Origin of the sequence: Pseudomonas ficuserectae, from assembly GCF_024584585.1 — a bacterium.
Classification (GTDB): domain Bacteria; phylum Pseudomonadota; class Gammaproteobacteria; order Pseudomonadales; family Pseudomonadaceae; genus Aquipseudomonas; species Aquipseudomonas amygdali.
This window is the reverse complement of record NZ_CP085684.1, coordinates 4741166-4754648: the sequence shown is the minus strand read 5'-3', so window position 1 is coordinate 4754648 and position 13483 is coordinate 4741166. Positions and strand designations below refer to the sequence as shown.

The 13483-nt window shown below is 56.1% G+C and carries 12 protein-coding genes; 8 read left to right on the top strand and 4 right to left on the bottom strand.

Features of this window, described 5'->3' with window-relative positions; all coding sequences use genetic code 11:
- Positions 1–41: 41 nt before the first annotated feature.
- Complete coding sequence (locus LJU29_RS21055; RefSeq protein ID WP_004656074.1) at positions 42–938, bottom strand: chemotaxis protein; 897 nt, start codon at positions 936–938, stop codon at positions 42–44.
- A gap of 611 nt (positions 939–1549) precedes the next feature.
- On the opposite strand from LJU29_RS21055, the gene LJU29_RS21050 reads away from it, so the two are divergent.
- From LJU29_RS21050 to LJU29_RS21015, 8 genes are all read left to right on the top strand, one after another.
- Positions 1550–2059: a disulfide bond formation protein B gene (locus tag LJU29_RS21050; RefSeq protein ID WP_004666118.1), complete on the top strand. Its 510-nt coding sequence runs from the start codon at positions 1550–1552 to the stop codon at positions 2057–2059.
- Positions 2060–2523: 464 nt separating this feature from the next.
- A complete protein-coding gene (cyoA, locus tag LJU29_RS21045; protein WP_004656081.1) occupies positions 2524–3465 on the top strand; it encodes a ubiquinol oxidase subunit II in 942 nt (313 codons plus the stop codon).
- A gap of 3 nt (positions 3466–3468) precedes the next feature.
- The gene (gene cyoB, locus LJU29_RS21040; RefSeq protein ID WP_257111160.1) at positions 3469–5481 is read left to right on the top strand and encodes a cytochrome o ubiquinol oxidase subunit I; all 2013 of its coding nucleotides are present in this window, start codon (positions 3469–3471) and stop codon (positions 5479–5481) included.
- A gap of 3 nt (positions 5482–5484) precedes the next feature.
- The gene (locus LJU29_RS21035; RefSeq protein ID WP_002552344.1) at positions 5485–6117 is read left to right on the top strand and encodes a cytochrome o ubiquinol oxidase subunit III; all 633 of its coding nucleotides are present in this window, start codon (positions 5485–5487) and stop codon (positions 6115–6117) included.
- Positions 6117–6449: a cytochrome o ubiquinol oxidase subunit IV gene (gene cyoD / locus LJU29_RS21030; RefSeq protein WP_002552345.1), complete on the top strand. Its 333-nt coding sequence runs from the start codon at positions 6117–6119 to the stop codon at positions 6447–6449. Before LJU29_RS21035 ends, cyoD begins: the two co-directional genes overlap by 1 nt.
- 10 nt (positions 6450–6459) lie before the next feature.
- Positions 6460–7347, top strand: coding sequence for a heme o synthase (gene cyoE / locus LJU29_RS21025; protein ID WP_002552346.1), 888 nt, complete (start codon positions 6460–6462; stop codon positions 7345–7347).
- A 254-nt stretch (positions 7348–7601) separates the two neighbouring features.
- Positions 7602–8486 carry a glycosyltransferase family 2 protein gene (locus LJU29_RS21020; RefSeq protein ID WP_005756784.1) on the top strand — a complete coding sequence of 295 codons (885 nt, stop codon included), beginning with the start codon at positions 7602–7604 and terminating at the stop codon, positions 8484–8486.
- A 172-nt stretch (positions 8487–8658) separates the two neighbouring features.
- Positions 8659–9678, top strand: coding sequence for a branched-chain amino acid aminotransferase (locus LJU29_RS21015; protein ID WP_002552349.1), 1020 nt, complete (start codon positions 8659–8661; stop codon positions 9676–9678).
- A 56-nt stretch (positions 9679–9734) separates the two neighbouring features.
- Here the strand turns inward: LJU29_RS21015 and LJU29_RS21010 are convergent, their stop codons facing one another.
- From LJU29_RS21010 to LJU29_RS21000, 3 genes are all read right to left on the bottom strand, one after another.
- The gene (locus tag LJU29_RS21010; protein WP_005756783.1) at positions 9735–10727 is read right to left on the bottom strand and encodes a hypothetical protein; all 993 of its coding nucleotides are present in this window, start codon (positions 10725–10727) and stop codon (positions 9735–9737) included.
- Positions 10728–10876: 149 nt separating this feature from the next.
- The gene (locus LJU29_RS21005; RefSeq protein ID WP_117140281.1) at positions 10877–12529 is read right to left on the bottom strand and encodes a methyl-accepting chemotaxis protein; all 1653 of its coding nucleotides are present in this window, start codon (positions 12527–12529) and stop codon (positions 10877–10879) included.
- A 119-nt stretch (positions 12530–12648) separates the two neighbouring features.
- Positions 12649–13440, bottom strand: a complete 792-nt coding sequence (locus LJU29_RS21000) for a transporter substrate-binding domain-containing protein (protein WP_057453386.1) — start codon at positions 13438–13440, stop codon at positions 12649–12651.
- Positions 13441–13483: the final 43 nt, after the last annotated feature.

Here is a 13483-nt window from a genome sequence, read left to right as displayed (position 1 = left end):
ATCGGTCAGGTTCGGACGTTGCGTCGGTGCGCGCTCCGGGATCAGAGCCCTTGGGCGACCACCGTACGTGCGGCCTCGATCAGGCATTTGGTCAGCTCGGGTGACGAGAACTTGGTCAGCACAGCGTTGGCCCCGGCGATCTGCGACTTCTCGCTGTTCATCGCGCTGTCGAGCGAGGTGTGCAAGAGGATATACAGATCGCTGAAGTCGGGCGTGTCGCGAAGAGTACGGGTGAGCGCGTAGCCATCCATCTCCGACATCTCGATGTCGGAAACCACCACGTTGATCTGCCGATCAGTACCTTGAAGATCCAGCAGAACGTCGATGGCTTCCTTGGCACTGCGCGCCGTGTGGCATTCGATGCCCAGATTGCGCAAGGTGATGATCGACTGCTGCAGGGCAACCTGGCTGTCATCGACGACCAGAATTCGCGCCTTGCTGAGCATTTCGGCATCCTCTTTGGCCAGCTCCGTCGACTGCACGACGATTTGCGCCGGAGCAATACCGTGAATCACTTTTTCGATATCCAGAACCTGTACCAGCACGCCATCGACCTGAGTGACCCCGGTGATGAACGATTTGCTGCTCGACCCATAGGGTGGAGGACGGATATCAGTGGTCAGGCAGTGCACAATCTTGCTCACGGCCTGAACGTGCAGGCCCTGTTTGGAGCGGCTGACGTCGGTAACGATCAGGCAGCCACCGTCGGGATCGGCCAGAGGGCGCTCACCGATTGCACGACTCAGGTCAATGACCGACAGTGATGAGCCGCGCAACGTGGCGATACCTTTGACGTGCGGGTGCGATTCGGGAAGATGGGTCAGGGGAGGGCAGGGAATGATCTCACTGACCTTGAGCAGGTTGATCGCCATCAGCTTGCCGCTGCGCAACGTGAAGAGGAGCAGCGAAAGTGAATCTGCTCGGACGTTCTTGGACATATGAACCTTCTGGCTGTAGGTGTTTCGTCGCCTGGAAGCGGCAAACAACTTTCTATGACAGGTTATCGACCTGCGACGAGCAGGCTTGAGGATTTTTAACGGACGGCTGGCCGCGCCGCTCGCTGGTCCTTGAAAGTTGTTTCAACACGTAACGGCAGCCGGCATGAGCTGCCAGTGCAAGCGTGAATAGTGGCAGTCTGGCTCCGGTCCAGTCAAACCGGGCGAGATGCGGCACACTGTCGCTCTGCGCATTCCGACAGTCAGCGTCGCAGGTTCGTACGCGACTGTGCTTTGACATCAGCATGCCCTGCGGCAAAATACCGCAGCTATATATAGAAGAGGTGGTGCGACATAGTGACGCACCCTCTATATATAGAAGCGCTTTTCATCCAGCCCTTGGCGAAGACCGCCTGGTTGATCGCACAGGTACTGCTCAGACCATCCAGCGGGCAAATGTGCCCGTATAGCTGGCGAGCGCTTGAGTTGCAGAATCAGACAGATGATCATCGCGCACGCTTCGGTACGGTCGGGCCGTGCACTCCTGTTTCAGGCTTCGCCCTTACATTGCAGGGCGTTGACCAACCACCTCATCAGTTCAGTAAGGTATGTGAATGAGCGACAACACGTTGTACCTGAGACGCGAAAAGCGCTTTCTGGTTTTGCTGGGGATTATCTGCCTGGCTCTGATCGGCGGTGCCCTGTACATGCAGATCGTGCTGGGCGAGGCGCCTTGCCCGCTATGCATCCTGCAGCGCTACGCACTGCTGTTCATCGCCATTTTTGCGTTCATCGGCGCTGCCATGTCCGGACGTCGCGGCGTTACGGTGTGTGAAACGCTGGTCACCCTCAGCGCATTGGGCGGAATTGCCGCGGCCGGTCGGCATGTATGGATACTTGCCCATCCGTCCGACAGTTGCGGTATCGACGTCCTGCAACCGATCGTTGATGGCCTGCCATTGGCTACACTGTTCCCAACAGGGTTTCAGGTCAGCGGTTTCTGTACGACGCCGTATCCGCCGGTCCTCGGATTATCACTCGCGCAATGGGCGCTGGCAGCGTTTGTTCTGACTGCAGTTCTGGTACCGGCGTGCATCATTCGTAACCGCCGCAAACCTTACTAAATACAGGGGCTTTCGAGAAAAAAGCCCCGTGATTACGGGGCTTTTTTTGGGTGAAATGACGTGTTTGGAGGGTGATTGTTACGAATAGAGAGAATAACTGTTACAAAATTAGGCATAGTCATTAAAAATTTACGTATCTACAATCCCCACCACTTGTCGTCCAGCCTGGCTGAACGATCAGCATTTTGAGGCTTGGAGCGTCCCCTGTGCACTCTGAACAGGCAGCGCAACGCTTGCCTCTGAGGGCGTATGATGGCCGCGTCGAAAGCGTCTGCCCGATATTTTGGGCAGTTCCAGCAACTCAAAAAACAAGAATCCATAGCTCAACCCGGACTTGTCGATATGCCGCTGTGCGTACTGGCAGGCCCTTGTTCAATTCAAAAAAATTAGCCGGCACTGGCAGGGCGAAGTGTTGGCGGTCGAAACCCAACTGCACCGCGCAAGCTGCTTTTAGAGGTCGTGAAATGAGTAAAAAAAGGTACCCCAGGTTTTTTGGCTTCTTGGCCCTTTTCTGTATGCTTTTGCTCAGTGGATGCGATGGCGTACCTCTGCTCGATCCAAAAGGGCAGGTGGGTATCGAGCAGCGGAACCTGATCGTAATCGCTACGTTGCTGATGCTGATTGTCGTGATCCCGGTCATTCTGATGACCCTGATCTTCGCATGGAAGTATCGCGCTTCGAACAAGGCCGCCAAGTACACGCCGGACTGGTCCCACTCCACCAAGATCGAAATCGCAGTCTGGGGCGTACCCATGCTGCTGCTGGTCTTCCTGGGGTACATCACTTACGTCTCTACTCACTCGCTGGACCCTTACCGTCCGCTTGAGTCGGACGTGAAGCCGATCACCATTCAGGCGATCTCGGTCGACTGGAAGTGGGTATTCGTCTATCCGGACTACGGCATCGCCACGGTCAACAAGATCGTGTTCCCGGCCAAGACCCCGATCAATTTCCAGGTTACCTCGGACAGCGTGATGAACTCCTTCTTCATCCCTGGTCTGGGTGGTCAGATCTACGCAATGGCGGGCATGCACACCAAGCTGCACCTGATTGCCAACGAAAATCACGAATTCAACGGTATTTCGGCCAACTACAGTGGCGCGGGCTTTACCGGTATGAAGTTCAAGGCTATCGCCACCAGCCAGGCTGATTTCGACAGCTGGGTCAGCGAAGTCAAGAGCTCACCTAAAAAGCTTGGCACGGCCGAATACGCCGAGTTGATCAAGCCGAGCGAACGCAACCCTGTCGAACTCTTTTCCTCGGTCACCCCGAACCTGTTCCAGATCGTCATCGACAAGTATGAAGGTATGAATCCAGGCAAGAAGGTTGTTGCTGGTGAGAAGGAAGTGGCCGGTGACGCTGGTGCGGAAAAAGGCAAAAATTCAGCTGCTGGGGCAGAGGAGTAAACGATGTTTGGCAAATTAAGTCTGGAAGCGGTGCCGTTCCACGAGCCGATAGTCATGGTGACACTTGCCATGATCGCGCTCGGCGGCATTGCGGTTGTCGGGTTGATCACCTATTTCCGCAAGTGGACGTACTTGTGGTCTGAATGGCTGACCTCTGTCGACCACAAGAAAATCGGCGTGATGTACATCGTCGTTGCCATGGTCATGCTGCTGCGCGGTTTTGCCGACGCCATCATGATGCGTACCCAACTGGCGATGGCCCAGAACGGTTCCGAAGGGTTCCTTCCGCCTGAGCACTATGACCAGATCTTCACCGCTCACGGTGTGATCATGATCATCTTCATGGCGATGCCGTTCTTCACGGGTCTGATGAACATCGTTCTGCCTCTGCAGATCGGCGCTCGCGACGTGGCGTTCCCGTTCCTGAACTCCCTGAGCTTCTGGCTGCTGGTCGCAGGTATGCTGCTGATCAACATCTCCCTGGGTGTCGGTGAATTCGCCAAGACCGGCTGGGTAGCGTATCCACCTCTTTCCGGGTTGCAATACAGTCCTGGCGTAGGGGTTGACTACTACATCTGGGCGCTACAGTTATCCGGGTTAGGTACGACGCTGACGGGGGTCAACTTCATCGTGACCGTTCTGAAGATGCGTACCCCTGGCATGAAACTGATGGACATGCCGATCTTCACCTGGACCTGCACCTGGGCAAACATCCTGATCGTGGCTTCGTTCCCGATCCTGACCGCTACCCTGGCGTTCCTGACCCTTGACCGCTACCTGGACTTCCACATTTTCACGAACGAAATGGGCGGCAACCCCATGATGTACGTGAACCTGTTCTGGGCGTGGGGTCACCCTGAGGTGTACATCCTGATCCTGCCGGCTTTCGGCGTGTTCTCGGAAGTCATCTCCACGTTCTCCGGCAAGCGTCTGTTCGGCCACAAGTCGATGATCTTCGCCTCCGGTGCGATCTGTATCCTGGGCTTCATGGTCTGGCTGCACCACTTCTTCACGATGGGTGCGGGTGCCAACGTCAACGCCTTCTTCGGCCTGGCCACGATGCTTATCGCGATCCCGACGGGTGTGAAGCTATTCAACTGGCTGTTCACCATGTATCAAGGGCGTCTGCGCTTCACCGCGCCAGTACTCTGGACCCTGGGCTTCATGGTCACCTTCTCGATCGGCGGTATGACCGGCGTTCTGTTGGCGATTCCAGGTGCTGACTTCGTACTGCACAACAGCCTGTTCGTAATCGCTCACTTCCACAACGTCATCATCGGCGGTGCGGTATTCGGTTACATCGCCGGCTTCGCGTTCTGGTTCCCTAAAGCGTTCGGCTTCACCCTGAACGAGAAGTGGGGCAAGGCAGCGTTCTGGTTCTGGATCGTCGGCTTCTTCGTCGCGTTCATGCCGCTTTACGCGCTGGGCTTCCTGGGCATGACCCGTCGTCTGAACGCTACCGACATGCCAGAGTGGAACATCTACCTGGACGTCGCGCTGTTCGGTGCCGTGCTGATCGCCATGGGTATAGCTTCGCAGCTGATCCAGCTGTTCGTGAGTATCCGTGACCGCGACAACAACCGCGATCTGACCGGTGACCCATGGAATGGCCATACCCTGGAATGGTCCACTTCTTCGCCACCGCCGTTCTACAACTTTGCCGAGCTGCCAAAAGCTGACGACATCGACGCGTTCACCGATGCAAAACGTGCCGGCACCGCTTACAAGGTTCCTGCCCGCTACTCGGCGATCCACATGCCTAACAACACTGCAACAGGCCTGTACATGGGTATGTTGCTGACGGTCTTCGGCTTCGCATTCATCTGGCACATCTGGTGGCTGGTAGGCGCAAGCCTGGTGGCGACCATTGCAGTCTTCGTTGCTCACGCTGTCCGTGACGACCAGGGTTATATGGTGCCGGCTGAAGATGTAGCGCGTATTGAAGGTGAGCATCACAAGGTCCTGGCGGCCAACGGTGCATACACTCCTGTCAAGTCCTCGCTGGAACAGGTTTAAACAATGTCAAATATTGCAATCAACTCCGGAGCCCACGATCACGGTCACGACCATGATCATGGGCATGACGATCACCACGACAGCGGTGGCATGACGGTCTACGGCTTCTGGCTGTACCTGATGACTGACTGCGTGTTGTTCGCCTCGTTCTTCGCGGTGTACGCCGTGATGGTCAACAGTGTCGCGGGTGGCCCGTCGGGCCAGGACATCTTCCTGCTGCCATTCGTGGCTGTGGAAACCGCGTTCCTGCTGGTCAGTAGTATCACCTACGGCTTCGCCATGCTGGCGTTGTACAAGGGCAAGAAAAGCCAGGTTCTTGGCTGGCTGGCCCTGACCTTCCTGTGTGGCGCTGCGTTTATCGGTATGGAAATCTATGAATTCCATCACCTGATCCACGAAGGCTACGGTCCGAGCCGCAGCGGCTTCCTGTCAGCGTTCTTCGCGCTGGTAGGTCTGCACGGTGCACACGTGACCAGCGGTCTGATCTGGATGGCGATCATGATGTTCCAGGTCCAGAAAAAGGGCCTGACCAACACCAACAAGACTCGCCTGAGCTGCCTCAGCCTGTTCTGGCACTTCCTGGACGTTGTCTGGATCGGCGTGTTCACCGTTGTCTATCTGATGGGAGCTTTGTAATGTCAAATTCGCATCACTCCGCTGAAGACAATAGTCACGGCTCAGTGAAGTCGTACATCATCGGTTTCGTACTGTCGATCATCCTGACCGCCATTCCGTTTGCCCTGGTGATGTCGCCGTCGCTGCCGAAGGACATGACGATTGCAATCGTTCTGGTCTTCGCGATCATCCAGATCCTGGTGCACCTGCATTACTTCCTGCACCTGGATTTCACGAGCGTGCAGCGCAACAACGTGATGGCCTTCGCCTTTACCACGATGGTTATCGTCCTGCTGGTTGGCCTGTCGCTGTGGATCATTTTCAGCGTCCACCGCGAAATGATGGCGCATTGAGGAATACCAGATGTCACTGAAGCACTTTATCCAAATCACCAAGCCGGGGATCATTTTCGGTAACGTGCTTTCGGTGGCAGGTGGCTTTTTTCTGGCTTCCAAGGGAAATATCGACTTCGGCGTCTTCCTCGCTGCAGTAATCGGTACTTCCCTGGTCGTTGCGTCTGGTTGCGTGTTCAATAACTGCATCGATCGCGATATCGATCAGCGTATGGAAAGGACCCGTAACCGGGTCCTGGTGCAGGGCCTGGTTTCATTGAAACTGGCGCTGCTCTACGCAACCATACTCGGCGTTGCGGGCGTTGCCCTGCTGTACACCGAGGCCAACCCGTTGGCTGCCTTGTTTGCGGTCATCGGGTTTGTGATTTATGTCGGCCTTTACAGCCTGTACCTGAAACGCAGATCGGTTCACGGCACACTGGTGGGCAGTCTCTCGGGGGCCATGCCTCCAGTGATCGGCTACTGCGCAGTGACCAACAGCTTCGACTTCGCGGCCCTGACGCTACTGGTGATGTTCAGCCTGTGGCAGATGCCGCATTCGTATGCGATCGCCATCTTCCGTTTCAACGACTATCGTGCGGCGAAAATCCCGGTACTGCCGGTCAAGCGCGGCATTCTGGTCACCAAGCGCCACATCATGCTCTACATCCTGGCGTTCCTCGTGGCGACCCTGATGTTGACCGTAGGTGGTTATGCGGGCCTCAACTACCTGGCTGTTGCAGCAGGCATGGGGATGTACTGGTTGTACATGGCCTGGAAGGGTTACAAAGCCGTTGACGATACTGTCTGGGCTCGCAAGCTGTTCGTGTTTTCTATCTTCACCATCACTGCCTTGAGCGTGATGATGTCGGTGGACTTTCAGGTGACAAAAGAGTTGTTGGTGACCTACGCCTTCTGATTTTCACCTGATGCACAACCTGAAAACCCCGTTCTGCGAAGAGCGGGTTTTTTTTGGATGCGATCTACACTTGATGAATGACAGCAAACGGCAGCAGATTCCTAGTGGCTGGATACACCTGTTTACACGGCGTTTGTGACCTGCTGTAGAAAATCAGGATCGCTTGTCGCATGATGTGCCGTTTTCAAGCGACCTGTTATAGATATCCGGTTTCCGACCCCGTCAGGACCGATAATGATTATGGCTATTACCCCATGATGCCCTCAGAAAGTCAGAGCCTCACGCCTCAACCCCTGGTTTCGATCGTCGCCCCTTGCTATAACGCCGAGCGCTTCCTTGAAGCTGCCCTTCAGAGCATCTTTGCTCAAGACTACGGTAATTTTGAAGTCATCATCGTTGACGATGGTTCGACCGACAACAGCATCGCGATGCTTGAGTCATTGCAGGCGCGTTACCCGTTCCAGCTCTATCGCCAAGCCAATCAGGGGGTCAGTGCCGCTCTCAATCATGGCCTGCGATATGCGAAAGGCGTCTATCTGTCCACACCGGACCTCGATGACATCATGCTCCCGTTTTCGCTGCGTATCCGTGCGCAGTATCTCGACGAGCACCCCGAAGTCGGCTGCGTAGGCGCACTGATCAGCTACATGGACTGCGACGGCAACACGATCAAATGCCAATCGCGCGACTATATCGAACGGCTGACATTCGACGACGTGTTGCGCGGTGCGGTCGTTGTCGGGGCGCCGGTGGCCCTGTATCGGATGCAGGCCATGCGCGACGCGAACGGCTACGATCCGGAGATAAAGGTTCAGGATTTCCAAGCCACGCTGAGAATTGCCCGCCTGGGCTATGAAATGCATGTGATCCCCGAAGTCGTGACACGCTATCGACGTCACCCCAACAACCTTTCACGCAAGTACAAGGTGCTGCTTGAGGCTGATCTCAAAAGTATCGAGCCCTATCGTGAGCATCCCGAATATCAGAGTGGCCGCACTCAAGTCGTCAACAAGGCATTGAAATACGCTGCGGTCGCGGATAAGCGATACGCCTGGAGTCTTTTGCGTACCATCCCCTGGAAATATTTCAATGGAACGACCTGGCGACGCTGCAAGCGTTTGCTGCTGAGCTATCGGTAAGCATCATCGTCGTTGGTCAACTCACTGAGCATACAGAGCGCCCATGTTTGGGCCTGGGTCAGAAATGCCATGTCGGTTTGCATTTATTTCGAGCCTCAGGGCCTGAATGATCTGGCAGAATAAGGCATTGGCCTGACTCGTCCAGGCAGTCGCTAAAATGATAGAGGGCGTTATGAGTCAAGAAAGCATCAACTGGGACACTCTGGGTTTCGATTACATCAAGACTGACAAGCGCTACCTTTCTCATTGGCGCGACGGCGCCTGGGATCAGGGGTCGCTGACCGAGGACAACACGCTGCATATCAGCGAGGGTTCGACCGCGCTGCATTATGGTCAGCAGTGCTTCGAAGGTCTCAAGGCCTATCGCTGCAAGGATGGCTCGATCAATCTTTTCCGTCCCGATCAGAACGCGCAGCGCATGCAGCGCAGTTGTTCTCGTCTGTTGATGCCTCATGTACCGACTGATGTGTTCATCGAGGCCTGCAAACAGGTCGTCAAGGCCAACGAACGTTTCATCCCGCCATACGGTTCAGGCGGCGCGTTGTATCTGCGCCCGTTCGTGATTGGTGTGGGTGACAACATCGGCGTGCGTACGGCCCCGGAGTTCATCTTTTCGATCTTCTGCATCCCGGTGGGCGCCTATTTCAAGGGCGGCCTGAAGCCAAACAATTTCGTGATTTCCGGGTATGACCGCGCTGCGCCCAATGGCACCGGGGCTGCCAAGGTTGGTGGCAACTATGCCGCCAGCCTGATGCCCGGCTCTGAAGCCAAGAAACACAGTTTTGCCGATTGCATCTATCTCGACCCGCAGACCCATTCCAAGATCGAGGAAGTGGGTTCGGCAAACTTTTTTGCCATCACCAATGATGATGTGTTCCTGACGCCGAAATCACCGTCGGTGCTGCCGGGCATCACCCGCCTGTCGTTGATCGAACTGGCAAAATCCCGGCTGGGCCTGACGGTCGAGGAGGGCGATGTATTCATCGACCAGCTCGACACTTTCAAGGAAGCGGGCGCTTGCGGTACGGCTGCGGTGATCACCCCGATTGGCGGGATTTCCTACAAGGACAAGCTGCATGTGTTCTACAGCCAGACCGAAGTCGGTCCGGTCACTCAGCGTCTGTACAAGGAATTGACCGGCGTGCAGTCCGGTGACATCGAGGCGCCAGCCGGCTGGATCGTCAAAGCCTGATAGCTTGACCTGTATCGTTCCAGCGCCATGCGCTGGAACGGTCACTGGACGCATGCTCAAGGTGCAGCGGCTTTCCCTTCCTCGACCAGGTCTTTCGCTGGGCCCAACACAATCGCCAGATGCCGCAAGTCATCGACTTCCAGGCCATAGCTCTTGCCCGATGGGCTTTGCGTAACCGTTCCCAGTGCATATACCGTGAAGAACTTCACGTCATCCGCGTGGCTTAATAGCTCACTGATATAGCGGCTTGAACGGTAGGCCTGCATTTGCGCGGGCGATACGTAAAGCGTTACCAGTTTGCCGTCGATACGGTCAAAAAACCTGAACTTGAACCCCAGCCCGTAACGTTGCTCAATCAACCCTCCACCAAATAGCACACGGCCGTTGTCACCCGTTTGCGCGTACTTGATATGGCGGAAATACCCGCGTAGCGACACTTCGCCCTGACCGGGAATTCTCAGTTTCAACAGCTTGAAATCGTCCAGTGACAACTCGGCCTTGGCCTGTCGATAGCTGTCTACCAGGCGCTCCAGGTTGTTGGTGCGGGTTTCACTGTAGCGGGCGGCCTTGGGTGACGCGGGTTCGGTCAAAGGCTGGCTGAGGATGGGCTGCAGATTGCCTGCACCGGCTTTTTCTTCCCCGGACTTCTCTTTGACCGGTGCTTTGAGCGTCGGGTCGAATATGTCGATGTAGTCATCCAACTTGCGCTTGGCCTGGCGCACACGCGTCTGAGCATCTGTTTCTTCGACATGAACGTCCGGCTTTTCGTCTGCGCTCTCATCCACCCATTCACACTCCGGATGGTGATCGTAGTGCGGGTTGGCGCGGAAGTGCGCAGCAACGAAGGTTGGGTTGTCCTGTGGTTTCACGTCATAGCGAACCCCGGTCACCTTTGCCCCCATTGCCCTGCAAGCCTCATTCGAGCAGAGAAACTCGAAGCGTTTGCGTGGCGGCTCCTGAGAGAAGTATTCGCGTCGGGCAGCCGCGATTGACAGCTCTTGCTGCAACTCGACACAGAATGCGCGTGTGATAGGTTTGCCGGGCTTCATGCGTGCCGTCCTTGTTCGTCCAAGGCACCACGCTATTTCAGGCGCAACGGGCTTGCAACAGAATATGTACGCAGACGCGGATATAGGCCGGCCAGGTCCGGAATTTGCGCACTCTGCGCGCTGTAGCAGCGCACAGAGTGTGCCTCGCATCAGGACAGACGGAAGCGCCCGACGATATTGTTCAGGTCCAGAGCCAGCGTCGACAATTCACGGCTCGCGCTGCTGGTCTGCTGTGCACCTGATGAAGATTGCGCAGACAGGTCACGAATGTTCACCAGATTGCGGTCCACTTCCCGCGCAACGTGTGCCTGTTGTTGTGCGGCGCTGGCGATGACCAGATTGAGGTCGTTGATTTCACTGACCGCTGTACTGATGACGCTCAGAGAATCATTGGCACCCTCGGCGATACTGAGCGTGTCGCTGGCTAGTTCAGTGTTGCCGCGCATGGAGCTCACCGCCCGGTCAGTGCCGTTCTGAATATTGCTGACCAGGCGCTCGATTTCGCTGGTTGATTGCTGAGTGCGGTGCGCCAAGGCACGCACTTCATCCGCCACCACAGCAAATCCGCGTCCGGCTTCACCCGCCCGGGCTGCCTCGATAGCAGCGTTGAGGGCCAGCAGGTTGGTTTGCTCGGCGAGACCACGGATCACATCCAGAACCTTGCCGATGTCGCGCGACTGATCAGCCAGCTCGCCAATCAGCACGGCTGTTTTCTGTACGTCGGTGCTCATGGTGTTGATTGCGCTGACGGTCTTCTTAACCAGGCCCAGACCTGCTTGTGCTGCGCTGGTCGCGTTGCTTGAAGAGCGTGCGGTGTGTTCGGCATTACGCGCCACTTCTTCTACCGCACTGGTCATTTCATTGACGGCAGTCGCGGCCTGGTCAATCTCGTTGTTCTGTCGCTGGATGCCCTGAACCCCGTCTTCAGTGATGGCGGTCATCTCTTCAGCAGCGGCAGCCAGCTGGGTCGCTGAGTTTGAAATCTGTTGCAGGGTGTCCCGCAGTTGAGTCTGCATGGCAACCACGGCAGCGGCGACGCTGGTGTTGTCATTGGCATTGACCTTGATCGTACTGCTCAGATCGCCTCTGGCGATGGTGCGGGTAATGGTGGCCACCGTATCCGGTTCGCCACCGATGGCTGCCAGAATGCTGCGTATGGTCAGTAGTGTCACCACGACACCCAGCACCGCAATCAAAAGTGTGGCGGTGATGGACAGGTTGTTGGTCCGGGTAGCACTTGCTTCCTGAGCCTCAAAGCGCTCGCCTGCCTTTTGTTTGCCTTGTTCGCGCAGGGTTTGCAGGGTTTTGAAGACCTGCTCGGCGAAGGGTTTGACCTCGGTGCGATTGATGTTGGTGGCGGCGGCGATATCACCCGTCTGGATAACGCTCGTCTGGTGCCGCATACCATCACGTAACTTAGTGTAGTCGCGCTGCAACTGCTGGGTCAGCGTGACATCCAGCGTTTCAGCGGTGTCCTTGCCGAGCAGAACGGTCAGCTCATCAAGCTTGGCAAAAGCGGCCTCGTTCTCGTTTTTCCAGCCCGCAGTCTGCTCCGGATTGCCGATGGCGATCATGCGCAGGATATTGATGTCCACACGGGTCAGTGCACCGTCGATATTGTTCACGGCCTCGGTGGCCAGAAAATCCCGGTTGTACAAAGCGTCGACATTCTCAGTGGATGTCTTGAGTGTATGGATCATGAAAAACGACAACGCGATAAACGCAACAATGATGGCGAAGGTAGAGGCCATCAATCGTTGTTTTATAGTGAAACCGCCATGAGGCGCTTGAGTTTGAGACATGGGAGTTCCCCTGTAGGGTTTGTTCGCCTGCTGAATCGGGACCTTGCGAATGCATCGCTGGCCATCAACTATCGGCGTCTCGAACTCAAGCTTTAGGTGTGGTGGCTAAATGATACTTTTTACAGTTGCGTAGGCACTGCCAGCCATTCCCCGAGCGCCTGCTGATACTCGCCAGTGGCCTTGCTCAAATGCAGCCATTGGTCAACGTAGCTTTTCCAGGTCACATCATCGCGGGGCAACAGGTAGGCCTTTTCGCCGTATTGCATGTACGCGGTCGGGTTGACCGCACACAAGCCAGGCATACGTTTCTGCTGATAAAGCGCTTCGGAGGCATCGGTGATCATCACGTCAGCCTTCTTGTCCTGCAGTTCCTGGAAGATGGTCTTGTTGTCTTGAAATGCCAAAGACGCCTTCGGCAGATGAGCGCGCGCGAAGGCTTCATTGGTGCCGCCAGCAGGTTCTATCAAGCGCACCGAGGGCTGATTGATCTGCTCGACCGTCTCGTACATGGCCTTGTCTTCACAGCGCACCAGGGGAATCTTGCCATCGACATCCAGCGTATTGCTGAAGAAGGCTTTCTTCTGGCGTTCCAGGCTGACCGAGATGCCGCCCATGGCTATGTCGCATTTGCCGGCAACCATGTCCGGCATCAGGTTTTTCCAGGTGGTAGGCACCCACCGCACGTTAACTCCCAGGCTCTTGGCCAGCGAGCGTGCCATGGTGATATCGATGCCTTCGTATTCACCGTCTTCGCGCAGCAGGGTATAGGGCTTGTAATCGCCAGTCGTGCAGACTGCCAACTGGCCGGCTTGCAGAACCTTGTCCAGATGCGAGGTGGATTCCTGAGCCTGAGCCATGCCTGTCATGCCCAGCAGCAGGGCGGTGAATGCGCTGTATTTAAGGTTCATCATGAGTCTGAGTGCTCTCAGCCGTGCAGTCGGTTTTGTTGGAGTC